This is a genomic window from Fimbriimonadaceae bacterium (assembly GCA_019638795.1).
Classification (GTDB): Bacteria; Armatimonadota; Fimbriimonadia; order Fimbriimonadales; family Fimbriimonadaceae; genus JAHBTB01.
Genome location: JAHBTB010000002.1, coordinates 137,677 through 164,319 on the forward strand (window position 1 = coordinate 137,677; position 26,643 = coordinate 164,319).

The window sequence follows — 26,643 nt, forward strand, 5'->3', positions numbered from 1 at the left end:
TACTCCGTGGTCATGGATGGGGCGTGCACATGGCCCAGCGGCGACCTGATGGTCGCGTACCACGACGAGGAATGGGGCCGTCCCAACCGGGACCCTCGCTACTTGTTCGAGTTCCTCGTCCTTGAGGGGGCCCAGGCCGGCCTCAGTTGGTCCACCGTCTTGGCGCGGCGCGAGGGGTACCGGCGGGTCTTCCGCGGTTTCGACCCTCGTCAGGTCGCCGCGTTCACCTCCGATGATGTCGAGCAGGCCCTCCTGGACCCCGGAATCGTCCGTAACCGGGCGAAAGTCCTGGCCACGGTCGCCAACGCCCAGGCGTGGCTGGCCCTGCCCGACCCCTCGGGCCTTCTCTGGTCCTACGTCGGCGGACGCCCTGTCGTGAACTCATGGCGGACGCCGACGGAGGCCCCCGCCGTCACCGACGAGGCGGTGGCGATGAGCAAAGGGCTCCAGAGGCTGGGGTTTTCGTTCGTCGGCCCGACGATCTGCTATGCCTTCATGCAAGCGGTCGGCATGGTGAACGACCACTTAGTGACCTGTCCCGGTTGGCAAGCCTGCCAAGACGTCCGACAATAGGTCGGGGAGGGGACTGGGTCCTGGTGGTGACGAATCCGCCGTGGGCCTGGTATCATTCGACTCCGCGCCAAGGCACCGGTGGCCTTGACGCGTATTGCCCGCTTTCTCAGTAGAGACGCCGCGGCGGGACGAAGAGATTCAGCGGCGAGGGGTGACCCAATGAAAGTCCGGGCCAGTGTCAAGAAGATTTGTAACAAGTGCAAGATCATCAAGCGCGAGGGTGTCGTGCGGGTGATCTGCTCGAACCCTAAGCATAAGCAGAGGCAAGGCTAAGAATATATGGCGCGTATCGCAGGCGTAGACCTACCACGCAACAAGGGCGTTTATTACGGCCTCCAGAGCATCTTTGGAATCGGCCCGAAAGGCGCGTCGGACATCATCGCCAAGACTGGCCTTGACCCGCGCAAGAAGATCAGTGACCTCACCGACGAAGAGGTCGCCCAGATCCGCACGGTGATTGACAGCGACTTTGTTGTCGAAGGTGACTTGCGCCGCGACATCTATTCCAACATCCGCCGTCTGATGGAGATCGGTTGCTACCGTGGTGTCCGGCACAAGCGAGGCCTGCCCACCCGAGGCCAACGCACCCGGAGCAACGCCCGCACCCGCAAAGGCAAGGCCAAGACCGTCGCCGGCAAGAAGAAGGCCAAGAAGTAAGACATGGCACGCAAGCAAACCTCCCGCGGCAAGGCCAAAGAAAAGCGACAGGTGGCCCACGGCCACGTGTATATCCACTCGTCGTTCAACAACACGATCGTCACGGTGACCGACCCGCAGGGCAACACGCTGTGCTGGGCGAGCGCCGGCCACGTCGGGTTCAAGGGCAGCCGCAAGGGCACCCCGTTCGCCGCCCAGTTGGCGGCGGAGAACGCCGCGAAGAAGGCGAAGGCCCACGGCATGGAAACCTGCGACGTGCACGTCAGCGGCCCCGGCGGCGGACGCGAGACCGCGATCCGTTCTGTCCACGCCAACGGCTTGGAAGTGAAGCTGATCAAGGACGTGACGCCCGTCCCGCACAACGGGTGCCGCCCGCCGAAGAAACGCCGCGTCTAACGACCCCACCCTGAACTGACGATGCCCACGATCCAAACCCTCGAAACTTCAACCGAATACGCCAAGTTCGTGCTCGAACCGCTGGAGCGCGGCTATGGCCACACCATCGGCAACGCCCTGCGCCGGGTGCTGCTCAGCTCCATCACCGGTGCGGCCGTCAACGCGATCAAGATCGACAAGGTGTTCCACGAGTTCGCCGCGATCCCGGGGGTCAAAGAGGACACGACCGAGTTCATCCTCAACCTGAAGGACCTCGCCATCCAGCTCGACCCGGACATGGTGTTCTCGGACGAGATCACCCTGCGGATCGACCTGAAGGGCCCGGGCCGGGTGACCGGTGCGGACGTCGTCTGTCCGGACGGCGTCACCATCGCCAATCCCGAGTGCTACCTCGCCACCATCAGCGAGCCGAAGGCGACCCTGGTCGTCGAGATGTACGCAGGGACGGGCACCGGCTACACCTTGCCGGAGCGCCAAGAACGGTACAAGGGCGTCATCGGCGTCATCCCGGTCGGCGCGCAGTACACGCCGGTCAAGAAGGCCAATTACATCGTCGAGCAGACCCGCGTCGGCCAGCGCACCGACTACGAGCGCATGGTGCTCGAAGTCTGGACCAACGGCACGGTCCCGCCCAACGACGCCGTCACCCAGGCCGCGCAGATCTTGGACAAGTATTTCCGCCTCTTCTTCGACCTGGGCCGCACCATGCAGGACGACGTGTTCGCCTTGGGCGCCGAGGACGACACGGAACTCAGCAACGTGCCCGAGATCAAGATCGAGGAGCTAGGGTTCAGCCAGCGCACGTTCAACTGCCTGCGCCGCGCCGGCATCCTCAACCTGCGCCAACTCGCGGGAGTGAACGAGGGCGACCTCACCAGCATCCGTGGCTTCGGCCGCAAGTCGCTGAACGAGGTGCGCGACACCCTCGCTGAGCACGAAATCGAACTCAAGCCGGCCAAGGGCGGCTTCATCAACCTCGACATCTTGGATGACGAGGACTATTAAGGGATAGAGACAGACCATGCGACACAAGATCGACCGCCGAAAGCTCGGCCTGCCGCACGACCAGCGTATGGCCTTGTTGACCAACCTGACGCGCCAGTTCATCCGGCACGGCTACGTCCACACGACCGAGGGCCGGGCCAAGGACCTCCGACGCCTCGTCGAAAAGCTGATCACCACCGCCAAGGAAGACACCGTCGCCGCGCGCCGTCAGGCCCGCAAGGTGCTCGTCGGCCACAGTTCCAGCAGCCCCAAGCCGCTGAAGGCCCTCGCCGGCAAGACCGACTTGGAGAAGCTGCACATCCTGCGCCAGCGGAGCCTGATCAACGGCGAGGACCTTGTCGCCCACCTGTTTGACAACGTCGCCCCGCGCTATAAGAACCGGAACGGAGGCTACACCCGCCTCACCAAGACCGGGACGCGCCGTGGCGACGCCGCCATGACCGCCGTCCTGGAGCTTGTCGACTAAGCGGCGCGTCCGCTTGGTCGTCGCCTACGACGGAACCGATTTCTGCGGCTGGGCGCCGCAGGCTGGGCAGAGGACTGTCCAACGCACATTGACAGAAGGGATACGCCAGGTCTCGGGCGAAGAATGCGAGGTCGTCGGAGCCAGCCGCACTGACGGCGGTGCCCACGCGAAGGGTCAGGTCTGCCACTTTGACAGCACCGTCCCGATCGAGCCGGCCAAGTGGCCAAGGGTGCTCAACAAGGTGCTCCCGAGCGACTTATCGGTCTTGCGGGCGGACATCGTGCCTGCCGACTTCCACTCGCGGTTCTACGCCAAAGACCGTTGGTACCGCTACCGGGTGATGACCGGAGCCCGCGACCCCCATCGGACACGGTACGCATGGCACTACGGGCGCTCACTTGACATCGACGCGATGCAGAGGGCAGCGGCCCAGCTGGAGGGCGAGCACGACTTCCTCGCGTTCAGCCAGATGCTGGAGCCCGGGGCCAACGCGGTCAGGACGCTCTACTCCGTCAAGGTCTCCCTCGTCCGCGACGAGGTGTGGGTGGACGTGGTCGGCACCGCTTTTGTCCGTGGCATGATGCGCCGCATCGCCGGGACCCTGGTCGAGTGCGGGCGGCACAGGCGGACACCGGACAGCGTCGGCGACCTGCTCGCGGCCCGCGAGCGAGGCACGTTCCAGTGGCCTCTGCTCCTCCCCGCCCACGGGCTCACCCTCATGAGGGTGCGGTACGGTCGGACCCTTACTGACAACAGACGATTTACAACTGAAGGACAGGATTGAAGAAATGAACAGGACATACGTGGCAAAACCGGCGACGGTCAAGCACGATTGGTATGTGGTCGACGCGGCCAACGTGCCAGTCGGGCGTCTCGCCGCCCAAGTCGCGCAGATTTTGCGCGGCAAGCACAAGCCCACGTTCAGCTACCACGTGGACACCGGCGACTTTGTCGTCGTCGTGAACGCGGACAAGGCGGTCTGGACCGGGCGCAAATCTGACGAGCTGATCTATTGGCACACCATGTGGCCCGGCGGCCTGCGCAACATCAAGCGCGGCGACATGCTGGAAAGGAAGCCGACCCGGCTGATCGAGAAGGTCGTCTGGGGCATGCTGCCCAAGAACCAACTGGGGCGCCACATGCTCCGCAAGCTCAAGGTCTACGCCGGCCCCGAGCATCCGCACAGCGCCCAACAACCCCAGCCCCTTAAGGTGACCCAAGACTAATGCGACCCAAGCGACCCAATGTGAACTACGGCACCGGCCGGCGCAAGTGCGCCGTCGCCCGCGTGTGGGTGGAGAACGGCGAAGGCCTCGTGACCGTGAACGGTCGGGACTTCACCGAGTACTTCGGCCGCCCCGTCCTCGAGATCCTCGTGAAGTCTCCGCTCGTCCACCTAGAGATGGCCGACAAGATCAACGTCCGTGCCAAGGTCAAGGGCGGCGGGCTCAGCGGCCAAGCCGGTGCGGTGCGCCTGGGTATCGCCCGCGCCCTCCTGCAACTTGACGAGAACCTGCGCCCCGGCCTCAAGTCGGGTGGCTACCTGACCCGCGACGCCCGCGTGAAAGAACGGAAGAAGTACGGCTTCAAGAAAGCCCGCCGCGGCTTCCAGTTCGTCAAGCGCTGAGCGCAACGCCTCGTCCTGTCCTTCGGGGCCCCGGTCCACTCTGGACCGGGGCCCTCGCGTTGTCTCAGGTCCAACCCAGTCTTGACGTCAGCGCTCTCATGCTCCCGCATGCAGAGCCCATAATTGAACTATGGTGTCGGGTGTTGCTCTCGCTTTGCTGGTCGTCGGACCGGTGACGGCCCCGCCGCAACAGCAGTACGGGTTCCCGAGCCGCACGACCCGGGCCAGCCTGATGCCCCCCGTGGCCCCTGACACCACCGAGTCGCTCAACACCGAAGTCGTCTTCCACCGCCTTGTCTTCCCTGTCGTCGGCGGCGCGCGGTGGCACGACACCTACAACCACAACCGGGGAGGCGGCTACCGCCACACCGCCCAAGACCTCGCCGCCCCCAAGATGACCCCGATTGTCGCGCCGATGAGCGGCAAGATCGGGTTCAAGAACATGACGTTTTGGATCTATGGCGACGACGGGTGGAAGTGCCTGGGCACCCACCTGAACGACGACACACCCGGCACCAAGGACAACCGGGGCGAAAGGGACTTCATGTTCGCCCCCGACCTGCGGTTCGGCCAACGCGTCGAGGCGGGCCAGTTCATCGGCTACGTGGGTGACTCGGGCAACGCCACCGGGCCCCATCTCCACTTTGAGCTCTTCAGCCCCGAGGGACTGCGCAATCCGCTCAAGTCGCTCCACGCCGCCGAGGTCCTCAGCAGGCCGCGGGCGTTCCTCCGTCGCGGCTTGGGCAAGCCCCAGCCGGGTGAAGAACGGATCGACGGTTGCTACCGCACCTGGGACAAGGTGAACGCGGTCGTCTCGATCATGGTCGCGTCGCGCCAGGAGCCAGGCAAGGAGGCCGTCGTCCAGACGACGCCCCACTACGTGACCATCAAGGTGCGCAAGGACGCCCTGACCAAGCCCGAGTTCGACAACGTGCAACTCTGGCCGCGCGACCGGGCCGCGACGTTCTATTGCGTCCACGAGGACGGCAAGCTGGTCGCGACGCGGATCGACCCGCCCGGCGACCAATAAGCCCGTGCCACAATGGCGCATGCGTTATTGCGTGCCCCTGTTTGTCGCTCTCTGTGCTGTCGGTTGCCAACCTGCCCCTCAGGCATCGGCTCCGTCCAAGGACTCCGCCGCCCCCCAAAAGGAAGCCCCTGCGGCCACCGCCGCGCCGACCGATGGAGGGGGGCTCGCCGCCAAAGACGGTTCTTTCACCATCACCCTGCCCACCGGTTGGGGCCCGATGATGGGCGACTCCGCCGAAGCGAAAGCGATGAAGGAAAAGGTCGCCAAGTCCAAGCCCGGCATGGCCGCCCAAATGGAAGGGATGGCCGGCGTCCCCGCCGTCCTGTTCATCGGCCTTGACGGCAGCAAGCTCGACGACAAGAGCGACTTTGTCGACAACGTCAATGTCAACGTCCAGGACAGCGGCCAGTCGGAGTGGCAAGAGAGCAGTGTCGCCGAGGTGACCAAGATCTTGAAGGAGGGTCTCAGCGACCCCGCCCTCGAAGCCAAACTCGTGGACGTCGGGGGCAAGAAGGTGCTCCGGTACAAGGCGACGATGAAGCTGGGCGCCGCGTCCTACCAGATCCTGGGGTACCAGTACCTCCACAACAAGAAGGTCTACACCGTCACGGTGAGCTGCGGCGCGGACAAGCTAGCCGAACGCGAAAAGGGGTTCGACGCCATCGCCTCGTCCCTTAAGTTCAAGGCCTGAGACTAGCTCAGCCGAGGGACGCCACTTCGACCGGGGCTCCGGACCTTTCGTGCGACCGCCATGCCGCCTCGGTCAGTTCGATGGTCCGGAGGCCGCACTCGAACGGGGCCAAGACAGACCCCTGGCCCCGCACGGCGTCGACGAAGTTCTGCTCCGGCGTCTCGCTGGTGGGCCAGTGGTCGATCGTGAAGGCCGTTCCGTCACGCTGGACGACCCGCACCGTGTCGTCGGCCAGCGTGACCAAAGCCTCCTCGAACCAGATGTTGTGCCGCTCGTGCCAGCACGCCGCGTCACCAATGATGCTGAGCGAGGCGAACTGACCGGTCTCGAAGACGACATTGACGACGGAGTTGATGTCGACTTCGGTGCCGCAGAAGTCCATGAACGCCGAGACCCGTGCGGCTTTGAGCCCTGTGAACCAAAGGAGGACGTCGATCATGTGGCTGCCGCTGTCGTTCAACTGCCCGCCGCCGGACAGGGCCGCCTGTTGTCGCCATGACCCCCGCGTCAACTGCAGCCACTGTTGCCCCAGATGGGACGTCACCATGCGGATCTTGCCAAACTGCCCCGACCCGGTCACCTGCTTCAGCCAACGGAACGTGCCCGACCCGTGCCGCTGGTAGCTCACCCCGCACACCTTTCCCGTCGCGTCCCGTTTGGCGATGACCTTCTTGGCGTCCTCCACACTGGTGACCATCGGTTTGTCGACCAGCACATGAACGCCCGCGTCGAGGGAGTCGAGCACCTGCTGGACATGCAGGGTGTGCGGCGTGGAGATGATCACCGCGTCGAGCCCCCCGGCACCGAGCAGGGCCCGGTAATCGTCGTGCACGGTCGCGTGCCGGGTGACGGGATACGACTCGTGGGTGCGCTCGATCTGGACCGGGTCATTGTCGTTGAGCGCGACGACACGGGCCCCGGGGACCTTCGTGAGGAATGACAGGTGGTGGCGCATGAAACCACCGCATCCGATCAGGCCGAAACGCACGTCGTTGGACATCGCCGACCGGTTTACCTGGATCACCGCAAGATTGTCAGTTCTGACCAAAACCTCGCAATTGGTGTGAGGTTCATTCCGCTGTGATCCGAAGACAATGATGGCGGTTGGTTTTTGGGGAACCGCCGAGGGTTACAAAATGGAAAACCGTTTGGGACGGTGGGGGGCCGTCATTGTGTGTCTCTGTGCGGCTGTTTCAGCCATGGGTGTCCGGAGCGAAAGCCGGCGCTATCTTCAGCCCAAGCTCTTGGCCGAGCTTGACCGGGCGGCAAACCTGTTTGACGCCGGGCTGGTCGACGAGGCCGAAGCGCGGGCCGGGCTGGTGCTCATGCGCGGCCCGGTGAATGTCAGCCTGGACACGCCGGGCATGACGATCGCCGAACGGCTCACCGCCCGGCAAGCTCTCGACCGGGCCGTCCAGATGTGGCGCGACGAACTGGGTGGCGACCTCCAGATCGCCGTCGTGCCCAAACCGTTTGCCAACGTCCGCGTGACTTGGTCGGCCGGACAGGTCGCCGGGGGCCGGTGTGCGGGCCACGCCGTGTGGTCACGCCAGGTATGGTCGTCGGGCGGCCGGTGGCGCTCTGAGTTCTCCGCCGACATCGACCTCGCCCTCCTCGGAAGTGACGGGGTGCGGCTGCCCGACGCGACCCTTGCCCAAGCGGCCGCCCACGAGTTCGGCCACGTCATGGGCATGGACGACTCGGGGCGCAAGGGCGATTTGATGGGGCCCGTCCGGACAAACCGTCCCGTCGACCGCCTCTCGCCGCGCGAACACGACGCCATCGTCGACCTTCGGGCCGAGGCAGACACTCTGGCCGACCTGTGCGCCCTGCGACGCGACGCCCTGGCCTGGTAAGGTCAGGGCCGCATGTCGCCGGTGAAAGCCGTGCTGGGCGCCGCGGCGACGGGCGCCGGACTCCTCCTCTATGGCGCGCTCATTGAGGCACGCCGTCTGAGCCGTGAACGCCACACCCTACGTCTGCCGCGGTGGCCGGCCGACCGGGCCGGGTACCGGGTCGGCCTGGTCGCCGACATCCACCTCGGCTCCGACGACAGCTTCCGCATGGCCCGCGAGGCGGCGGAGTGGCTGGTCGAGGAAGACCCCGACGTCGTGGCGGTCCTCGGTGACGTGCTGAACTTGCACCGGCCCTCGATCGGGCCGCGGGTGCGCGAGTGTCTCGCCCCCCTCCGGCACTTTGAAGGCCGCGCCTTCGGCGTTTGGGGCAACCACGACTACTGCGGCGGCACGCCGTTCTTCTTGGAACCCGACATGGCGGCGTGCGGGGTGCGGATGCTCCGCAACGGACTGGTCGTCCACGACGGGGTCAACTGGGTCGGCGTCGACGACGGCCTTGCGGGCCGGGCCGACCCGTTCACGCCGATCCTCGAATCCGACCCCAACCTCCCCACCGTCGTGCTTTGGCACGAAGGCGACCTTGTCGACCTGATGCCGCGCGGCCCCGAGCTGATGCTCAGCGGCCACAGCCACGGCGGTCAGTTCACCTTGCCGGGCGGGGTCGCGCCGATGACATCGGTCTACGGATCGAAGTACCTACGGGGCTATTTCCCAAGCGCTCCGGTGCCCCTCTATGTGTCACGCGGGGTGGCAGTGACCGGGCCGCCGAGCCGCCTGTTTTGCAAACCCGAAGTCTCCGTCCTGACCCTGGTCCCGGCCTGAACCGGGGCCTGTTCCCCACTTCCGGACAAATGATGACTGCAATGTCAACATTTACACAAGTGCTTGCCCTGAATTCTACGGTCCATCGTGCCGACGAATGAAATGACAAGCAACGTCGGGGTCAACCCTGACAGTTCTGGGTGAGCAAGCAAGTGAGCAAGTTCTTTGACAACCTCTCCATGTCGCGCAAGCTGATGGTCTTAGTCGGCTGCCCGATCATTCTCTTCCTCATTGTGTCGGGCCTGGTCTACTTCGGGCTAAGCGACACAAACCGACAAGTCAAAGGCAACGTCGCCAAGAGCGTGGCCCTGCTGAACGTCGGGGGCGACGTCCGCACCGAAGCCAACCTCTTGCCTGCGTACGCCTTCGTCTGCCTTGGCACGACGAACGACGCCTTCCGCCAAAAGTGCGCCGAAGGCTTCAAGCAGAGCGCCGAGAAGCTTAACAAGGACGTCCAGGAGTGGGAAGACGAGGCCCAGGGCACCGCCCAGGAGTCCGAAATCAAGTCGATGGCCGGGACCATCCGGTCCATTGAGGACGCCTGTCAGGCGGCCATGAGCCAGATCAACGGCGACGCCAAGAAGGCCTCCGCGAAGTTGGCGGACGAACTGGCCCCGCTGTCGACGGAACTCGACGAGGCGGACAACATGATCGGACAGGACCTTCACCACCTGGCCTCGACGGCCATCGAGGGGTCCTCGTCGACGATCGGCCGGCTCATCAGCGTCACGCTTGGTGCGCTCGTCTTCGCCTTGGTCGCTTCGGTCACCGTCGCTTCGGTCATCCAGCGGTCGATCCGTAAGCCTGTGGCAGCCTTCGAAGATCGGATGACATACATCCGTGACCATTGCGCCACCAACCTGGACCAAGGGATCCGGGCCCTTGCCGAAGGGGACCTCACTATCGACGTCCAATCCACAACCACGGCCCTCCCCACCGACCGCCGCGACGAGTTCGGCAAGCTGGCCTTGCTCTTCAATGACGTCTTGGCCAAGATTCAGGGGGCGATCACGTCCTACAACGACACCCGGTACAGCCTTTCCGACCTCATCCGCCACGTCTCGCGTCAGGCGGACGACGTCCAGGACACGAGCGGGTCGTTGGCCTCCGCCTCGGCCCAGAGCGGCAACGCCGCCACCGAGATCGCGGAAGCCAGCCAACGCCTGGCCCAGGGCGCGACCGACGCGGCCGCCGTCATGGAGACGTTGAACCGGCAGGTCGGCCAAGTCAGTGCCGGCAGCACCGACCAGGCCCGGCAGGTCACCGAGACGGAGACCGTGCTGGAGCACGCCGGTGAAGGCATCTCGGGAGTCGCCGCCGCGGCCCAGCAGGTGTCCGCATTGGCCAACCAGGGTGACAAGTCGGTCAAGGAAAGCGTCGCCGCAATGCGCGCCATCCGCGAAAGGGCCGAGGAGAGCGCCGCCGACGTCCGCGAACTGGACGCGATGGGCCAGAAGATCGGCGACATCGTCCAGGCGATCGAGCAGATCGCCGAGCAGACCAACCTGCTCGCCCTGAACGCCGCCATCGAAGCGGCCCGGGCCGGTGAACACGGCCGTGGCTTCGCCGTCGTCGCCGAGGAGGTGCGCAAGCTGGCCGAAGAAGCGGGCACGTCCACCAAGGAGATCGCCGCCCTCATCGACGGCGTCAAGGCCAAGGTCGACGCGACGGTCTCCGGCATGGCCGGCGTCACCGCCGAGGTTGAAAAGGGAACCGAGAAAACCGTCGAGGCGGGCGAGTCACTCGCCCAGATCCTTGCCGCCGCCTCGGAGGTGGCCGACAGCGCCAGCGCCGTCTCCAACCTCACCGCCCAGGCAAGCGGCGCGATGAAAGCCGTCGCCCAGGCTGCCGAATCGAACCTTGGGGCGTCCGAAGAGATGGCGGAAGGGGCCAACCGGGTCAGCGACAGTATCAGCACCGTCGCGGCGACCAGCGAGGAGACCGCCGCCGGTGCCGAGGAGCTGACCGCCAGCATCGAGGAAGTCTCAGCCGCCGCCGCGACCCTCGCCGAGATGAGCCGCTCACTCAAGGCCGCCGTCGCGAAGTTCAAGGTGGCCGACAACAGTGGCCACTCCTTGAAGATGGCCGCCTGAGCCCACCCCTCGCCCCTCCGTCCGAACCGGGCGGAGGGGCTTTCTTTGTGTCTGGGCCACAATAGAGCCGTCTGACGGCCCCGTAGCTCAGGGGACAGAGCAACAGCCTTCTAAGCTGTGGGTCGCGTGTTCGAATCACGCCGGGGTCGCCACGTCGTTTATCCGTCCCTGTCGACATTTCTGGGACACATGCGGCCTTGGCCATGCCGCTGTGCGTGACAAGCAATAGACTGTCAACGTGAAGGAAGTCCTCGACAAGGCCGGTAAGGAAGCGGTCGACACGCTGAGCCACGCCATCGCCCAGTTGCCGACCTTTCTCGTCGCCCTCGTCCTCTTTGGGGTGGCCGTCATGATCGCCCGGGGCCTCAAACGCTCGATCGGCAAGGCCGTCCGGGACCGCACCGGCGACCCGACCACGGCCACCACGGTCGGCCGCCTGGTGAGCCTTTCGGTGACGACCCTGGGCACCCTCGTCGCCGCGAGCATCGCCTTCCCCAAGTTCTCGCTCGACTCGGTCGTGGCGACGCTCGGCCTGACTTCCATCGCCGTCGGATTTGCGTTCAAGGACGTCTTCGAGAACTTCTTCGCCGGGTTCGTGATCCTGCTTAGCCGCCCGTTCAAGATCGGAGACGTCGTGCGGGCGCAGGGTGTGGTCGGCCAGATCGAAGAGATCGGCGTTCGCTCGATCAGCCTGCGCAAGTTTGACGGCGAACTGGTGCTCATCCCTTCGGTGAAGGTCTTCGGCGACATCGTCACCGTCGTGACCGACCGGCCCGTGCGCCGGTTTGAGTTCGTTGTCCGTCTAGACCCTCACGCCGACCTCCAAGCCGCCGCCGACGGAGTCAAGAGCGCGGTCGAGTCTGTCGAGGGCGTCCAGGCCGATCCGCCGGTCCTTGTCGTCGGCACCCGGTTCGTCGAGACCTCGGTCGAGGCGACGGTGTACTACTGGGTGGACACCTCGTCCACCGAACTCTTCCGGGTCCAGGCCGCCGTCATGGCCGCCGTCCAGAACCGGCTGTCCAGCGAGGGGGCGTTCCCTTCCGTGCCCCTTGTCGCGGCCCGACCGAACGACTAGCCCGCGGGACGCTTGCGTTGCAGCAACTCGATCCAGGTGCCGAACTGGGCCTGGGCGTCCACATAGACGTACTGCCCCTCCCCCATGTCGCCCCGCTGCCCCACCGGGCAGCCCTGGTCGGCAAGGTACGACGTCGTCTGCTCCATGTCGTCGACCCAAAAAGCGACGTGGTGAAGGCCCTCGCCCCGCTCGTCGAGGGGTTCCTGCCACGCGCTCGGCCGACCGTCGGGTTCGATGAGTTCGAGTTGGATGTTGCCGAGATCGAAGAACGCCAGTTGGCACGTCGCGTCGGACGGCATGCCGCGCACGACCATGTTCACCTCGCCGCCGCGCGGGGTGCGGACGGTCTCGGGCACCTCGACCCCCAACAGGGCGGCCCAGCGCGCCTTTGCGGCTTCGAGGTCCCGGACGACGATCGCGACCTGGGCGAGCGGACGACCTTGGAGGCCCGGGCCGCTCATCCCTTGAGACCCGTGGCGGCGATGCCCTGGATGAACAGCTTCTGGGTGAAGAAGAAGAGCACGATGATCGGGGTGACGACGATCAGCGACGCCGCCATCAGGAGGTTGAACGACGTGCCCCCGGCCTGGGACTGGTACTGCTGCAGCCCCAGTGACAGGGTGAACTGGGTCGGGCTCTGCAGGTAGATGAGCGGCCCGAGGAAGTCGTTCCACGTCCCCATGAGGGTGAAGAGGGCGACCACCGCCAGCGCCGGCTTGGCGAGAGGCAAGACCACTTGGTAGAACGTCTGCCACTCGTTACAGCCGTCGATCTTCGCCGCCTCAGACAACTCCATCGGGATACCCCGAAAGAACTGCCGCAGCAAGAAGATGTTGAACGCCCCGCCGAAGAACGCGGCGACGTACAAGGGTCGGAAGGTGCCGATCCAGCCAAAGTCGCGGTACAGGGCAAAGGTGGGCACCATGAGCACCGGGAACGGGATCATCATCGTCGCCAGGGTCATGTTGAAGACGAGGTCGCGGCCGGGCCACCTCAGCCGGGCGAACGAATAGGCGACGATCGCGTTCGAAGCCACCGCCCCTGACACCGTCAGGATGACCAGCAAAAGGGTGTTGCGCGCGTAGATGAGAAACGGCACGTAGCCGAGCTTTTCCGCGTTGTAGGCGAAAGCCTTGGGGAAGTTTTGCCACATCACCGGGTCGGGGATCCATACCGGCGGACTGACCACCGACTGGGCGTCCGACTTCAGCGACGTGCTGATCATCCACAGAAGCGGTAACAAGTAAACTGCCGACATCACCGTCAGCACGGCATAGATGACCAACTTGGTCAAGAGATCCTGTTTGCGTCGAGACTCGACCATCGTGTCAACTTCCCTCGTAGTAAACGCGCTTTTGACTGAATTTGAAAGCGCCAAAACTGAGAACCAAGATAATCAGGAACAAAATCCAACCCATCGCGCATGCATAGCCCATCTTCTGGAACGTGAACGCGTTGTCGAAAAGATACATCGTGTAGAAGTAGGTGGACCGCGCCGGCGTCCCTCCCGGAAACATGACGTACGCTTGGGTGAAGTATTGCAACGACCCGATGATCGCCATGATGACGTTGAAGAGGATGATCGGCGAGAGGAGCGGGATGGTGACGTTGCGCGTCTTGTGCCAAGCGGAGGCACCGTCGAGCTCCGACGCCTCGTACAGTTGCTTCGGCACTTCCTGAAGTCCGGCCAAATAGATCACCATCGCGTTGCCGCCGGCCCAGATCGCCATCATGATCAGAACCGGTTTGGTGAACGTGGGGTCGCCCAACCAGTTCGGCTCCTTGAGGTGCAACAGTTCAAAGATATGGAACGAGCGGAGCAAATGATTGATGATCCCGTGCTCGCCGTTGAAAAGCCACAGGCCCAACATGGCGATGGGCACCGCGGGGATCAGTGACGGCAAAAAGAAGAAGGTCCGGTACCAGGCCTGTCCGCGGACCTTGGTGTTCAGGAGCATCGCCAATGCCAGGCTGACGATGGTGCCTAGGGGCACGGACAAAAAGGCGAAGTACAGCGTGTTACCCAGGCTCTGCCAGAAAACTTCGTCTGACATAAGCTTGACGTAGTTGTCCATGCCGGTGAACAACGGTGTCTTGAGGACGCTGTAGTCGCAAAAGCTGTAATAGATAGACCGCGAAATGGGATAGATGAGAAAGACGGAGAAGCCGATGAGCCAGGGCAAGGCGAAGAGGACGCCGAAAAAAGCCTCGCGTTTCTTGGCGCTTGTCATCGCTTCTTCTGCTCCTCGCGGAGTCTTTCGATCTTGTCGACCTCGTCCTGCATCGGCTGCACACGAGCCTTGACGTCGCCAAGCAGGTCCTTGACCGAACGCTTGTCAAGCAAGTTCATCTTGTCAATGACGACTTGCAACTCTTGTTGGTACCGGTTCCAGATCGGGGTGCGCGGTGTGTAGAAAACGTTAGGACTGAGCGATTGGTCACGGAACAGCTTGATGAACGGGTTCGGATGGTTGGCATAGAAGGACGGGCTGACCTTCATTAGGGGCGTGTACTTCTTCTGCCCCATACAGAGTAGTTCCATCCCCTCTTGTGACTGAAGGAACTTGAGAAACTCGAACGCCTCCTGAGGGTGCTTGGCCCCCCGTGGGATCACCACGATGTCCAGGTCGGCGATGACACGACCCTTGAGTTCGGGGCGGTCGGCAGGAGTCGGGAACGGTGAGGCGGCCCAATCCAAGTCCGGGGTGTACTTTTGAATGAAGTTGGCCATCCAGACGCCCTGCAAGACGGTGGCGACCTTCTTGTCCAGAAAGGCGTTCTGCGGCGAGTTGAAGGCGTTGGCGAAGCCCTGCTTGAACGACTGCAATTGACTCGCGCCGTACCGCTTGGCGAAGCTCGCCATCCAGGTGTAGGCCCGGACGTTGTCGGGCAGGTCGGTGGTGACCTTGCCCTTGTCGTCCATCAGGGTGCCACCAAAGAAGTAGGGCCAGCTCCACGGCCACCACCCCGGCTCGGTCGGCATGAACCCCGCCCGGACGACGTGCCCCTGCTTGTCGAGGATCATCGCCCGTTTGTCGAGTTCGTCAAGCTCCTCGATCGTCGCCGGGGGCCGGTCGGGGTCCCAACCCACGTCGCGCAAGATCTTACGGTTGTAGTGGAGCGCGGTCGTCGCCGGGGTCGTCGGCAACGCGTAAAGCTTCCCCTTGTACGTGCAGATGTCCCAAAAGACAGGGATATAGTCGTCCTTCTTGACGCCTGCCTTGGCACACACCTCGTCCAGCGGCATGATCGCCTCGTAGTAGGCGTAGAGCGGAAGATTGGCCCCGAAGAGTCCGGCGATGTCGGGCGGGATGCCTCCCGCCGTGGCCATGATCGTCTTGTTCTCGATGCCGCTCGTCGAGAGGAAGTTGACGAAAATCTTGTCCTGCCGTCGGTTGAACTCGTTGACGACCTTCCGCATCGCGTCGGCCTCAAAGTCCGACCACTTCTCCCAGTAAGTGACGATGACCCGGTCAGGTCTATGCTCCGGCTGGGAGATCTGCTCGGTCTCGGCCACAGCACCAGCGATCACGGCGACGCCGAGCAGGGCGAGAAGCGGCCTTCGATCCATCGCGTCGCGCCAAGTGTAGCATAGGGAAAGGTTTCTCAAGGCAAGGTACAACCCGCCTCGATGGACGGCGCGGCGATAGCGCGGGGGGCGGCGGTCTTCGCAGCCGGCTTCGTCGCCTCGGCCATCAACTCCTTTGCGGGCGGAGGCTCACTGGTGTCCTTTCCTGCCCTTGTCGCAGCTGGCCTGGGCGAGAAGGTGGCCAACGCCACGAACGGAGTCGCACTCTGCGGCGGCAACCTCGCCGGCGCGCTGGCGTTTCTCGACCGGTTCGGCCAAACCAAGCGCCACCTGCTGCCCATGTTGCCGGCGACCGCGGCCGGGTCCCTGCTCGGTGCCGTCCTTCTCGTCTCCACCCCGCCTGGCGTGTTCAAAGTGGCCGTCCCGTTCCTCACTCTGACCGGCACCCTGGTGCTGGCCCTCCAGCAAAGGATCAAGGCGGTCACGGGCCATGGCGAGGGGAGCCTGGCCGCGATGGTCGCCATCCAGTTTGTCGTGAGCGTTTATGGCGGCTACTTTGGTGCGGGGATGGGGATCATGATGTTGGCGAGCATGGGCGTCGCGATCCGGGCCGACATCCATGAGCTCAACGCGCTCAAGAACTGGCTCACCCTGGTCATCAACCTCGTCAGTTCGACGGTACTGCTCACCAAGGGTCTCGTCGACATGCCGATGGCCGGAGTCCTCTTGGTCGGCGGGCTCCTTGGCGGCTACCTGTCCGGACGCTGGTCCCAACGTGTCGACCCGGCCAAGTTGAGAGTCGGGATCGTCGTGTACGGTGTCGTCATGTCCGGTTGGTTCCTCTGGAGGGCGTTCTCGCCATGACGTGGGGGACCGTCGTCGTCGCCGGAGGCCGGGTCGACGAGGCCCTGGCCCAAGCGATCGGCTCCGACCGGAAATGCCTGGCCGTCGTCGAGGGTCGCACCTGCCTGGACCGTGTCCTGGCCGCCTGCGCGGAAGCCGCGCTCGGCCCGGTCGCCGTGGTCACCGGGGACGACGCGTGGAAGGAGGGCATGCCGGCAGTACATGTCCCCGACCATGAAAGGCAGATCGACAACGCCCGGGCGGGCGTGGCCGCGGTGCCCGAAGCCGATGCGGTCCTCCTTCTCCCCGCGGACGCCCCGTTCTTGTCCGCCGCCGGCCTACAGGCTTTTGTCGCGGGGATCGAGGCTCGGCCCAAGGGCGAAAGATGGTTGGCCGCAGGGCTTTGCCCGGCGGACGTCTACCGAGGGGCCTTTCCGGAGTGCCCGAAGCCTTCTCTCCGCCTGCGCGACGGCCGGTGGCACAGCGGGGCCTACTTTGCCGCCTCCCGCGCCGGGTTTGAACAGGCGACCGGTGTGGTCGCCGGGTTCAGCGAAGACCGGCGCAGCCAGGTGAAGATGGCGGTCCGCCTGGGGATCGCCAACGCCTTCAAGTTCGCCACCGGCCGGTTCAGCTTGGCCGACGGGGAAAGGGTGCTGGAAAGCGTTTTCGGGTGCCAGGTGCTCCTGGTGCCCGGCGCCGACCCGGAGTCCGTCGTCGACATCGACGACCCGAAAGAATACGCCCAGGTCCTCCAGGCGGCGAAACGCTACTTCTTGACCTGAGCGAGGACGGAGATCATTTCCACGGCGGCCGACGCGGCCTCGCGGCCTTTGTTGCCGTGCTTGAGGCCGGTGCGCTCCAGGGCCTGCTCCTGCGTCTCCGGAGTCAGGATGCCCCACGAAACCGGCTTGCCTGTCCGCACCTGCAGGTCCATCAGCGACCGGCTGACGTCCGCGGCGAGAAGCCGGGCATGGGTCGTGGCCCCCTGCAAGATGCACCCCAGGGCGACGACCGCGTCGGCACCGCCGGACTCGACCAAAGCCGTCGCGGCAGGCGGGATCTCCCAGGTGCCAGGCACGTGGACGACGACCGGTTCTGCCCCGTACGACCTCAGCGTGTCGAGGGCTCCTTCCAGCAACTCTTTGGTGACCAGTTCGTTCCATCGGGCGACCACAACCCCGACACGCCGGCCACTCGCGTCCATCTTGCCGCGGACCTCCATCACCCTTGAGTATGGCCGGAACCTTGCGAGGCTGTAGAATGGGCCCGTGGCGCAGAGCCTCGACGACCTGACAAGCGCGTGCGTGCGGTGCGGATTCTGCCTGGAGTCGTGCCCCACCTTTGTGCTGACCGGCGACGAGACCAAGGGGCCCCGCGGAAGGATCCGCCTGGCGCGACAGGCGGTGTGGGACCAGGGGGCGACCGAAGCCTTTGACACCTGTCTTGGCTGCCGCGCCTGCGAGACCGCATGCCCCAGCGGCGTCCAGTACGGCCAGATCATCGAGCAGGCAAAGGCCCTGGCCCCTCCGCGCAGTTCCCGGGCCCGGAAGGCGGCGGTCGACATGATGGCCGACCCGCTCCGCATGACGGTCAGCGCGGCCCTTTCCGCGCTTTGGCCCGGTGACAAGGTGCCCGGCTTAGTCTCCCGGCTTGTGTCGGGTCGACCGGCGGCGGTGCGGTCGCCCCGACTTCCCGCCCCCGACCCCTGGCCCGCCCTCGGCCCGGTGCCGCCGGTCCAGGGAGAGGTGCTTGTCCTCGACGGTTGCGCGATGCGCGTCCTGTTTCCGCGGGCGGTGGAGGCGACCAAGAGGCTCCTCCGCCGTGTGGGACACGCGACCGCGGAGACCGACTTGGGGTGCTGCGGCGCCCTCCATGCCCACTCGGGGTTCCTTGCCGAAGGCCAAGCCATGGCGAACGGACTGGCCCAGAAAGCGGACCCGAGGCTGCCCGTGGTCGTCCCTTCCGCCGGTTGCGGGAGCTGGCTGAAGGAGCAGTCCGCCCTAAGCGGACGGGTATTCGACATCAGTGAGTTCCTCCTCGCCCACGGGCTTGCGCAAGCGTTGAGGGCTTCGGACGGGCTACCGGGCGTCACCGTCACCTACCACGACGCCTGCCACCTCGCCCATGGGCAAAAGATCCGGTCGCAACCGCGCGAGCTGCTCGCCGCCGTGCCGGGGCTGGCCCATATACCGCTGAAGGAGTCCGACATGTGTTGTGGCAGCGCGGGGACCTACAACCTCTTCCAGCCTGAGTTCGCCCGCCGGTTGCTCGACCGCAAGTGGGCCAACGTCGCCGCGACCGGGGCGGACTATGTCGTGTCAGGCAACCCGGGATGCCACGCCTGGCTCCAGCAAGCTCGTGACGAAGCCGGGTCCGGCCCTGTCCCGGTGCTCCTGCCCGAGCTTTTGGAGACCGTGTTCTCGGGCTAGCCCGGCGGCCAGGACCCGGTACTCGCTGACGAGTGGTGAACCAAAGTGGAGAAAAGCGTATTGTTAAAGGTGCCCGGCGGACAAACGCCGTCGCACGTTGAGGACCCACGTGAGCACGCCCTTACCTGACATCCAGAAGACACCGGACGTCCGGAACATTCCGATCGACAAGGTCGGGGTGCGCGGGGTCAAGTACCCGATCATGGTGATGGACCGCAGCGCCGACCGCCAGCACACCGTCGGCACGTTCACCCTCACCGTCGACCTGCCCAGCGAGTTCAAAGGCACGCACATGAGCCGCTTCATGGAGGCCCTCGGCGAGCATGGCCGAGAGATCAGCGTCAGAGGGCTCGTGCCTTTGGTCGAGAGTCTCAAGGCACGGCTCCACGCCCAACAAGCCCACGTCGACGTCCGGTTCCCCTACTTCGTCGAGCGGCCCGCCCCGGTCACGGGCAAGGCAGGGATGATGCATTACGAGTGCGGGTTCCTGGCCGAGGGGAACGGCACCGTCGAAGTCGCCCTCTGGCTCCGCGTCCCCGTCGCCACACTCTGCCCGTGCAGCAAGGAGATCAGCGACCGGGGCGCCCACAACCAGCGCGGTTGGGTGACGACAACGGTCCGCACCAACGACCATGTCTGGCTGGAGGAGGTCATCGACTGGATCGAGGCCTCGGCCTCCTGCCCGCTGTTCCCTGTGCTCAAGCGCCCCGACGAGAAGTGGGTCACGGAGCACGCCTACGACAACCCCCGGTTTGTCGAAGACTTGGTCCGCGAGGTCGCCCTGCGCCTTGACGCCGACCCGCGGGTCGTCTCCTATGAGGTCGAAGTCGAGAACGAGGAGTCGATCCACGCCCACAACGCATACGCCCGCCTGGCCCGGTCAAAACATTAGGTTGTCGACAGCTGGGGGAATTTTGCGGCAAAAAAGTGCGTTCAGGTGGAACAATTCAATAAGCATGGATGTATAATCATCCGTGCAGGTGACAGCTAGGTCACCACAGGTACGAGTCGCGCGGCAACCATCGCCGGACGTGACCCGAAAGGCAGCGATAGCCCTGCGTTCCGCAAGACGCAGGGTTTTTTTTTGCCAAGGGGCTATCGACGTCGCAACCAGACGGCGGCGGACCCAGCGACGAGAAGGACCAAGCCGACGACCCCGGTCACCGCCACCTGCCCTGAGGGCGGCGGCGTCTTCTGGCTTCCTCCGTCACCCTTCGACAGCTCGCCGTCTCGTTTGATGGACACATCGCCGCCCTTACGGAGCAGCGAGCCTTCGGACTCCGTGAAATGAAAGACCTTGGGGTCGATCGGGCCGAACTTCTCCGATTGGATGTGGAAGGTGGCGGACATGGGCTCTGCCCCGCGATACTCAGCGGTGGCCATGTAGTCGTCGGCCTGCCTCGGCGATGCCGGATCGGGCCCCACCACTGCCCTGACGAATCCACTTGGCTGACCCGGCAGAGGCTCATGGGTGACCTTCGTGAACCGCTTCCCGTCGTCCGACACCACCGCCTCCAGGGAGACCTTGCCTGCCACATGCCACTTTAGCGATGTGTCGCCGGTCACGACAACCTTGTCGGAGCGTGCGATCTGGTCGGTGAACCACTCCTTGCCCGTGAACCCGTAAAGCTTGAGCGCGTTGGAGAAGCCGAGCGTGCCCTTGGTCAGGGTGGTGCGCGAAACTGGACTTGGGTCGGCCAGCATGGCCTGGAAGACAGCGTCGGCGTCCTTGAATGTTCCCGGCAACCTGACGACACCGTCTCGTGTCACTGCGTCCGACGTGACGATCTGCAGGCCGACCTGCGGGTCACGGAGAGGCTTGCCCGGGTCATATTCCCTGATGCTGTCAAGCCGCATTTGTGTGCTGGTCAAATACAAGCGGCAAAGCGTGGTCTCCCCGGAGGGCTTGTCCGTTTCAATGTACGTGGTGACGACACCGGCTTTCGCCCGGTTGACGATGGCCGCGATCCGGGCGAGAAGCTTGTCTTCGGAAGGAGTCCCCAACGCGGCGGCCGAGGCCGCCAGCACCAAGACGGCTCCACCGAGTCGCCGAAGTCTAAGCCTCTTGTCCATAGTGCCAGTATAGTGTGCCGAACTGCTTCGAGCAACCGCTGGCGTGTGCCCACGGCAATTCCAAGCCTATCATGCCAGTTCCAAGGGTAATCATTGGCCATACGATTGAGTATCCGGACCATCAACCGTTCTGTGACCCGTTGTCTTGTTCACAAAGTCTGCAGAGCGCCGGTTCCCGAGGAAGTCGGGTGGGATCGTCCGCCGATCCAAGTACAATAATCGCCAGCCATGGCCGCGCAAAAGAAAGTCGTCGTCGTCGGCGGCGGTCTCGCCGGGTTGATGACCACCATGAAGCTGGCTGAGGCCGGCCACTCCGTCCAATTGTTCAGCGTGGTCCCGGTCAAGCGAAGCCACAGCGTCTGCGCCCAGGGCGGTATCAACGGGGCGGTGAACCTGCGCGGTGAGGGGGACTCCCCCTACCTCCACTTCGAGGACACCATCACCGGCGGCGACTTCCTCAACCACCAGCCTCCGGTCATGCGCATGGCCGAGCGAGCGCCCGCGATCATCTTCCTCCTCGACCGCATGGGCGTGCCGTTCAACCGCACCCAGGAAGGCCTTCTCAGCTTCCGCCGGTTCGGCGGCACCCTCAAGCACCGCACCGCCTACGCCGGCGCGACCACCGGCCAGCAACTTCTTTACGCCCTCGACGAACAAGTCCGGCGGCTTGAGTCAGAGCAGAAGGTCGCCAAGTACGAGGGTTGGGAGTTTCTCTCGTTGATCAAGGACGGGGCCGGCGTCTGCCGTGGGATCGTCGCCCAAAACCTGCGGACCATGGCGATCGAGAGCTTCACCGCCGACGCCGTCGTCATCGCCACGGGCGGAAACGGGGTCATCTTTGGCCGCACGACCAACTCCATCATCAACACCGGCTCACCGGTGAGCATCTGCTATCAGCAAGGCGCGGTCTATGGCAACCCGGAAATGGTGCAGATCCACCCGACCGCCATACCCGGCGAAGACAAGTGCCGACTGATGTCCGAGTCGGTGCGCGGTGAAGGCGGCCGCCTCTGGTCTCCCCGCGACCCGAACGACACCCGCCGGCCGCTCGACATTCCCGAGAAGGACCGCTGGTACTTCTGCGAAGAGTTCGACCCGGTCTACGGCAACCTCCTCAGCCGCGACTTAGTCAGCTTCATCATCTACTGCGTCTGCCGGGCCCAGAAGGGGGTCAAGCAACGCCAGCAGGTGTATCTCGACATCACCCACCTCCACCACAAAGAGGGCATGTCGCGCGAATTGATCTACGACAAACTCGGCGGCGTCCTCGAGATCTACGAGAAGTTCATGCGCGAGGACCCCATCGACAACCCGATGCGCATCTATCCTGCCGTCCACTACACGATGGGCGGGCTCTGGGTCGACTATGAGAAGGGTCACGACACCACCCTGGACGAATTGAGCCCCCGCAACCAGGCGACAAACATCCCCGGCCTCTATGCCGCCGGAGAATGCGAGTATCAGTACCATGGTGCCAACCGCCTGGGCGCCAACGCCTTGCTGACCTGTCTCACCGGCGGCGAACTCTGCGCCTTGGGCGTCCTCGCGTACCTGAAAAACGTCAGCGGCGAACTGGAACCCGGGGCCGCCGACGCGGCCCGCAAGGAACAGGAGGCGGCTTATGCCGCCCTACGCCAGAACAAGGGCACCGAAAACCCGTACCGCCTCGCCAGCGAACTCAGCGAGACGATGTGGGACTACTGCGGCATCTGGCGGCTCCAGAAGGAGCTTCTCGCCGCCCGGGCCAAGCTGGACGAACTTGCTGAGCGGGCCAGGCAGTGCTCCGTGCTCGACAACGGCGACTGGACGAACCAGGCCGTCCCCTTCACCCGCCAACTGGGCAACATGATCGAGATGAGCAAAGCGATCGTCAGCGGGGCCATCGCCCGCGACGAGTCACGCGGGGCGCACTTCAAGCTCGACGAGCCCGAGCGCCACGACGACCGGTGGCTGGTGACGACGAAGGCCACGTGGGCGCCGGAGGGGCCGAAGCTCGACTTCTCCGAGAAGGTGGAATGCAACACCCTCTCGCCCCGCCCGCGCAAGTACAAGATCAACCAGAACATGGTCGCCCGGTACGTTCTTGGCGAGGACATCCTGCCGAAGAAGGAAGGCACCCCGCAACCCTGAGCCGTGCGCCGGCCAAAGGTGCGACAATATCGCATGGCTACCGGCAAGAAGCTCTACGAAGCGGGCGACCTCAAGGTGTGGTGGGATCCCACCCTTTGCCAGCATTCGGGCGTCTGCGCCCGCGGCATGGCCGCCGTCTTCGACCCCAAACGAAGGCCGTGGATCGTCCTGGAGAACGGCGAGCCCGACGCGGTCCGCGCCCTCGTCCGACAGTGCCCCAGCGGGGCGATCCGTCTGGACGAGGACACCGACTGACCCGGCCCTAACCGATCCGTTTCAGCATCACCTCGACCGCTTTCTCAAGCTGCGGGTCGTGTCCCGCCGCCCAGGCGTCGGGGTCGAACGGCACGATGTAGTCGGGGTACCGGCCGTGGTGCTCAAGGTTCTCGCCGTCGACGGCATAGACCCCGATCGAGGGCATGCGGACAGAACCGCCGTCCCACAAGCTGTAGGCTCCGGTGCCGATGACCGCGCCACCGGTCCGTTCGCCGATGACCGGGCCGATCTTCATCGCCTTGAACCCCTCGCTGAGCATCTCGGCGTTGCTGAAGCTGGCCCAGTTGGTCATGCAGGCCACGGGCAGCTCGACGGTGTCGCCCCGCATGAGGTTTTCGCTGACCCACTCCCCGGGGATGTCACGGTGCGTCCGCTTCAACCACGTCTGCTCACGAAGGAGGTTGAGAACCGTGTGGCTGGTGAACCCGCCGCCGTTGTAGCGGGCGTCGAGGATGAAGCCCTTCTTGCCCACTAGGTCAGTGCGGACGTCGACGAGCATCCGGTCCAGACTGGCCGCGTCCATGCCGCGCAAGTGGATATAGCCCAACTTGCCGCCGCTCAGCTTGTCGACGGTCGCCTTTGACCAGGCCACCCAGTCGTCGTAGTTCGCCGCCGAGCGGAACCCGGTCGAAGTCGGCTTGAGGAGGACGGTCAACTCTTTCCCCGCACGCCGGACGACCACCGTCGTCTTGTCGCCCGCCTTGTTAGCCAAGGCGACGCTCACGGGTCGGGCCGCACCCACGTCCTGACCGTCGATCGAGACGACGACGTCTCCGACCATAAGCTCGCTGTCCGGCAGGGAGGCCGGGCCGCCTTCGATGACCCGGGCCACCTGGTATGTCCCCTTGGCCAGGGCGGGCCAGTCCCACTCGACGCCGAGGAAACCGGTCGGCTCGGCGTGCTCGGCCCTGAACGGCGCGCTGCTCGTCGCCCCCTGGTGGGAGCTGTCCAGGCGCTCGACCATCTCACCCATCAGGGCGTAGAAGTCGTCGCGGCTCGTGACGTAGGGGACGACGGCGGCAAATTGGTCGTGGACTTTGTCCCAGTCCTTGCCATGCAAGTTGTGGTCATAGAAGAGGTTGCGTAGGGCGCGCCACGCGTCCTCGAAGAGGGCCGACTCTTCGGCACGGTTGTCGACCCGGACCGTCGCGCTGAAGTTGACCGGGGACGGAGTCTCTGCTCCGGGGCTCAGGGCAAAGAGCTTGCCCCCCTGGACAAGGTACGCCTTCCCCCCTTTGCCCTGCACATAGCTGCGGACCGATGTCACCCCTGCGATCGGCCGCGACTGCCCCGACGTCGTGCTGGTCCGTGCCGCCCCGTTCGGGCCGACGGTCACGACCGTCTTGGCGTCGCCGGTCACAAAGAAGGCGCGCACGTCCGCCGCGAGCTTCCGCTTGCGGTTCTCCAGCCCCCGCATAACGACCTTGACGACCGGCTTGCCTTCCTTGGCCTTGGGCTCGTCGATCTTGTCCAGGTCGTCTTCCCTGAACGTGGTCTCGGGCGGCACGAGGTCGAACTTGTAGAGGGCGCTCGTACCGTCTCGGGACTCGCTGAAGTCCAGGCCCTCGGAACTGACCGCCAAGATTGACTTGCCGTCGGGCAAGAACTGCGCCGCCCCCTGGGCCCGGGCCAGCCGGCCGACCAAGACATGGCCCTTTCCGTCGCGCCGGTGCAGGGTCACGTCGTCGCTCCGGCCGTTGCTGACCGTGGTGACCAGCCATTGGCTGTCCGGCGACCAGTTGTATTGGCGGCTGCCCGCGTAAGTGCTGGCGAAGTTACCCGTGGCGACCACGGTCGGCTCGCCTCCGGCGGCCGGCATGACGCAGACCTCACGGTCGCCCCGGTGGAAGGCGACCCAGTGCCCGTCGGGCGAGACCGTCGGGTTCGTGACGTCCTTGTCGGACTCGTAGAAGACGGTCGAACGGCCGTCCAGGCCGGAACTCATCAGGCGTCGCCGGGCCCGCGGCCCAGCGGAGACATAGAGGAACGACTTGGCGTCCCGCCAAACGGGAGACCCGTCGAACGCCGGGTTTGTGGTGAGTTGACGGGTGGTGCCTCCGGACTCGGGAATCAGGAAGAGGTCACCCCGGGCCTCGAGGAGGATCCGCTTGGCGTCGGGAGAGACGTCGAAGTCGGAGAGGCCTGCGTTGACCGTCACGGGTTCGACAGCGGCCCGGCGGGAATCCGCCGGCGCGGTGATCGGCACCGGAGCCGCCTTACCAGTGGCCAAATCGGCCGCCCAGACTTCGCTGTCGTGCTGGAACACCGCCACGCCTCCGCCGGTCGAGACCGACTTGATCGTCCCGTCGGCCAGGTCGGTGAGCCGGCGGCCTTTGCCGTCCAACCCGAACTTCCAAAGGTTAGGCACCCCGCTCCGGTTACTGACGGCGACGAACTCGCGGTCGGACACAAACGAAGGGGAGAACTCATAGAACTCAGAACTGGTGACCTTGCGCATGCCGGACAAGGGGACGCCGACCTTGCCCGCCCACACATGGGGCGTCGCCGATCCGGTCAGGCCCGGCTTGCGCCAGGTGGACGGCCCTCCGGCGGAGCAATAGAGAATGGTCTTACCGTCGGGCGAGACGGCCGGCTGGAAGTCAGTCTCCATCGGGTGACCGGTCAGGCGCACCGGGTCGCCGCCGGTGACAGGTAGGGCGAAAAGGTTGGAGCGGCCCCAATGGTTGAAGTGGCCGTAGACCGTCTTGCCGTCGGGCGAGACGGAGAACGGCACCTCGCTGCCGCTGTCAAAGGTCAGCCGCCGGACGGCGGCACCCTCGGCCGACATGATGAACACGTCGGTGCTGCCGTACCGGTCCGAAGTAAACACGATCGAACCACCGTCGGGTGTCCACAGCGGGTTGTCTTCGTCCGCCGCGTTCACGGTGAGACGGCGGGCCATGCCTCCCCTCGTCGGCACGACAAAGATGTCGCCCTGCCAACTGAAGGCGATGGTCTGGCCGTCAGGCGAGACAGCGGGGCTCTGGGTGCGCTTGACAGCGTCGGAGGGGCCGATGGCGACGGCCAGAGCCAACCAGGTGAGGCACGGCATCGCCCGGTTCTACTCGATTC

At 64.9% G+C, this 26,643-nt stretch carries 29 protein-coding genes and 1 tRNA gene; 22 read left to right on the forward strand and 8 right to left on the reverse strand.

All coding sequences use genetic code 11. The annotated features are described in order from the left end of the window. Positions 1-12 precede the first annotated feature (12 nt). The 11 genes from KF857_04105 to KF857_04155 all read left to right on the forward strand — a co-directional run bounded on the left by KF857_04105 (position 13) and on the right by KF857_04155 (position 6,445). Complete coding sequence (locus tag KF857_04105; GenBank protein MBX3111170.1) at positions 13-573, forward strand: DNA-3-methyladenine glycosylase I; 561 nt, start codon at positions 13-15, stop codon at positions 571-573. Between the two features lie 159 nt (positions 574-732). Then, entirely contained in the window at positions 733-846 is a 114-nt protein-coding gene (rpmJ, locus tag KF857_04110) for a 50S ribosomal protein L36 (protein MBX3111171.1), read from the forward strand. 6 nt (positions 847-852) lie between these two features. Then, complete coding sequence (gene rpsM, locus KF857_04115) at positions 853-1,230, forward strand: 30S ribosomal protein S13 (GenBank protein ID MBX3111172.1); 378 nt, start codon at positions 853-855, stop codon at positions 1,228-1,230. Positions 1,231-1,233: 3 nt separating this feature from the next. After that, the gene (gene rpsK / locus KF857_04120; protein ID MBX3111173.1) at positions 1,234-1,626 is read left to right on the forward strand and encodes a 30S ribosomal protein S11; all 393 of its coding nucleotides are present in this window, start codon (positions 1,234-1,236) and stop codon (positions 1,624-1,626) included. Between the two features lie 21 nt (positions 1,627-1,647). Next, positions 1,648-2,631: a DNA-directed RNA polymerase subunit alpha gene (locus KF857_04125; GenBank protein ID MBX3111174.1), complete on the forward strand. Its 984-nt coding sequence runs from the start codon at positions 1,648-1,650 to the stop codon at positions 2,629-2,631. 16 nt (positions 2,632-2,647) lie between these two features. Beyond that, positions 2,648-3,097, forward strand: coding sequence for a 50S ribosomal protein L17 (gene rplQ / locus KF857_04130; protein ID MBX3111175.1), 450 nt, complete (start codon positions 2,648-2,650; stop codon positions 3,095-3,097). Continuing rightward, positions 3,087-3,881, forward strand: a complete 795-nt coding sequence (gene truA, locus KF857_04135) for a tRNA pseudouridine(38-40) synthase TruA (protein MBX3111176.1) — start codon at positions 3,087-3,089, stop codon at positions 3,879-3,881. The genes rplQ and truA overlap by 11 nt, the downstream gene beginning before the upstream one ends. A 4-nt stretch (positions 3,882-3,885) precedes the next feature. After that, positions 3,886-4,323, forward strand: a complete 438-nt coding sequence (rplM, locus tag KF857_04140; protein ID MBX3111177.1) for a 50S ribosomal protein L13 — start codon at positions 3,886-3,888, stop codon at positions 4,321-4,323. Next, positions 4,323-4,724: a 30S ribosomal protein S9 gene (gene rpsI, locus KF857_04145; GenBank protein ID MBX3111178.1), complete on the forward strand. Its 402-nt coding sequence runs from the start codon at positions 4,323-4,325 to the stop codon at positions 4,722-4,724. The genes rplM and rpsI overlap by 1 nt, the downstream gene beginning before the upstream one ends. 130 nt (positions 4,725-4,854) lie before the next feature. Then, the gene (locus KF857_04150) at positions 4,855-5,754 is read left to right on the forward strand and encodes a M23 family metallopeptidase (protein MBX3111179.1); all 900 of its coding nucleotides are present in this window, start codon (positions 4,855-4,857) and stop codon (positions 5,752-5,754) included. Between the two features lie 19 nt (positions 5,755-5,773). After that, positions 5,774-6,445 (forward strand): hypothetical protein, encoded by a 672-nt coding sequence (locus tag KF857_04155; GenBank protein MBX3111180.1) that lies wholly within the window; start codon positions 5,774-5,776, stop codon positions 6,443-6,445. 7 nt (positions 6,446-6,452) lie between these two features. On the opposite strand, the gene KF857_04160 is transcribed toward KF857_04155, so the two are convergent. Then, entirely contained in the window at positions 6,453-7,469 is a 1,017-nt protein-coding gene (locus tag KF857_04160) for a Gfo/Idh/MocA family oxidoreductase (protein ID MBX3111181.1), read from the reverse strand. A gap of 175 nt (positions 7,470-7,644) precedes the next feature. On the opposite strand from KF857_04160, the gene KF857_04165 reads away from it, so the two are divergent. From KF857_04165 to KF857_04185, 5 genes are all read left to right on the forward strand, one after another. Then, positions 7,645-8,301 (forward strand): matrixin family metalloprotease, encoded by a 657-nt coding sequence (locus KF857_04165; GenBank protein MBX3111182.1) that lies wholly within the window; start codon positions 7,645-7,647, stop codon positions 8,299-8,301. A gap of 12 nt (positions 8,302-8,313) precedes the next feature. Further along, positions 8,314-9,123 (forward strand): metallophosphoesterase, encoded by an 810-nt coding sequence (locus KF857_04170; protein MBX3111183.1) that lies wholly within the window; start codon positions 8,314-8,316, stop codon positions 9,121-9,123. Positions 9,124-9,263: 140 nt separating this feature from the next. Beyond that, entirely contained in the window at positions 9,264-11,216 is a 1,953-nt protein-coding gene (locus KF857_04175) for a hypothetical protein (GenBank protein ID MBX3111184.1), read from the forward strand. 76 nt (positions 11,217-11,292) lie between these two features. Then, a tRNA-Arg gene (locus KF857_04180) sits at positions 11,293-11,368 on the forward strand. 86 nt (positions 11,369-11,454) lie between these two features. After that, positions 11,455-12,291 carry a mechanosensitive ion channel family protein gene (locus tag KF857_04185; protein MBX3111185.1) on the forward strand — a complete coding sequence of 279 codons (837 nt, stop codon included), beginning with the start codon at positions 11,455-11,457 and terminating at the stop codon, positions 12,289-12,291. Here the strand turns inward: KF857_04185 and KF857_04190 are convergent. From KF857_04190 to KF857_04205, 4 genes are read right to left on the reverse strand one after another with little or no spacing between them, the layout of a single operon-like run. Then, positions 12,288-12,752, reverse strand: coding sequence for a VOC family protein (locus KF857_04190; GenBank protein MBX3111186.1), 465 nt, complete (start codon positions 12,750-12,752; stop codon positions 12,288-12,290). The two genes, KF857_04185 and KF857_04190, sit on opposite strands and share 4 nt — an antisense overlap. Further along, positions 12,749-13,615 carry a carbohydrate ABC transporter permease gene (locus tag KF857_04195; protein MBX3111187.1) on the reverse strand — a complete coding sequence of 289 codons (867 nt, stop codon included), beginning with the start codon at positions 13,613-13,615 and terminating at the stop codon, positions 12,749-12,751. The genes KF857_04190 and KF857_04195 overlap by 4 nt, the downstream gene beginning before the upstream one ends. 4 nt (positions 13,616-13,619) lie before the next feature. Next, the gene (locus KF857_04200; GenBank protein ID MBX3111188.1) at positions 13,620-14,522 is read right to left on the reverse strand and encodes a sugar ABC transporter permease; all 903 of its coding nucleotides are present in this window, start codon (positions 14,520-14,522) and stop codon (positions 13,620-13,622) included. Continuing rightward, positions 14,519-15,862, reverse strand: coding sequence for an ABC transporter substrate-binding protein (locus KF857_04205; GenBank protein ID MBX3111189.1), 1,344 nt, complete (start codon positions 15,860-15,862; stop codon positions 14,519-14,521). The genes KF857_04200 and KF857_04205 overlap by 4 nt, the downstream gene beginning before the upstream one ends. A 60-nt stretch (positions 15,863-15,922) precedes the next feature. Between KF857_04205 and KF857_04210 the strand changes: the two genes are divergently transcribed. Together KF857_04210 and KF857_04215 are read left to right on the forward strand one after the other, a co-directional pair. After that, entirely contained in the window at positions 15,923-16,684 is a 762-nt protein-coding gene (locus tag KF857_04210; protein ID MBX3111190.1) for a sulfite exporter TauE/SafE family protein, read from the forward strand. Next, on the forward strand, positions 16,681-17,445 hold the full coding sequence (locus KF857_04215) for a nucleotidyltransferase family protein (protein MBX3111191.1): 765 nt from the start codon (positions 16,681-16,683) through the stop codon (positions 17,443-17,445). The genes KF857_04210 and KF857_04215 overlap by 4 nt, the downstream gene beginning before the upstream one ends. On the opposite strand, the gene KF857_04220 is transcribed toward KF857_04215, so the two are convergent. Continuing rightward, entirely contained in the window at positions 17,430-17,885 is a 456-nt protein-coding gene (locus KF857_04220; GenBank protein MBX3111192.1) for a 6,7-dimethyl-8-ribityllumazine synthase, read from the reverse strand. The two genes, KF857_04215 and KF857_04220, sit on opposite strands and share 16 nt — an antisense overlap. Before the next feature lie 46 nt (positions 17,886-17,931). Here KF857_04220 and KF857_04225 point away from each other — a divergent pair, with 46 nt between their 5' ends. Next, positions 17,932-19,092 (forward strand): (Fe-S)-binding protein, encoded by a 1,161-nt coding sequence (locus KF857_04225; GenBank protein MBX3111193.1) that lies wholly within the window; start codon positions 17,932-17,934, stop codon positions 19,090-19,092. A 109-nt stretch (positions 19,093-19,201) separates the two neighbouring features. After that, complete coding sequence (locus KF857_04230) at positions 19,202-19,984, forward strand: GTP cyclohydrolase I FolE2 (protein ID MBX3111194.1); 783 nt, start codon at positions 19,202-19,204, stop codon at positions 19,982-19,984. Positions 19,985-20,187: 203 nt separating this feature from the next. Here the strand turns inward: KF857_04230 and KF857_04235 are convergent, their stop codons facing one another. Then, positions 20,188-21,165: a hypothetical protein gene (locus KF857_04235; GenBank protein ID MBX3111195.1), complete on the reverse strand. Its 978-nt coding sequence runs from the start codon at positions 21,163-21,165 to the stop codon at positions 20,188-20,190. Positions 21,166-21,393: 228 nt separating this feature from the next. Between KF857_04235 and sdhA the strand changes: the two genes are divergently transcribed. Continuing rightward, the gene (gene sdhA / locus KF857_04240; protein MBX3111196.1) at positions 21,394-23,295 is read left to right on the forward strand and encodes a succinate dehydrogenase (quinone) flavoprotein subunit; all 1,902 of its coding nucleotides are present in this window, start codon (positions 21,394-21,396) and stop codon (positions 23,293-23,295) included. A gap of 33 nt (positions 23,296-23,328) precedes the next feature. Beyond that, positions 23,329-23,550 carry a (4Fe-4S)-binding protein gene (locus tag KF857_04245; GenBank protein ID MBX3111197.1) on the forward strand — a complete coding sequence of 74 codons (222 nt, stop codon included), beginning with the start codon at positions 23,329-23,331 and terminating at the stop codon, positions 23,548-23,550. A 7-nt stretch (positions 23,551-23,557) separates the two neighbouring features. Here KF857_04245 and KF857_04250 read toward each other — a convergent pair whose 3' ends face one another. Beyond that, the gene (locus KF857_04250) at positions 23,558-26,623 is read right to left on the reverse strand and encodes a PD40 domain-containing protein (protein MBX3111198.1); all 3,066 of its coding nucleotides are present in this window, start codon (positions 26,621-26,623) and stop codon (positions 23,558-23,560) included. Positions 26,624-26,643: the final 20 nt, after the last annotated feature.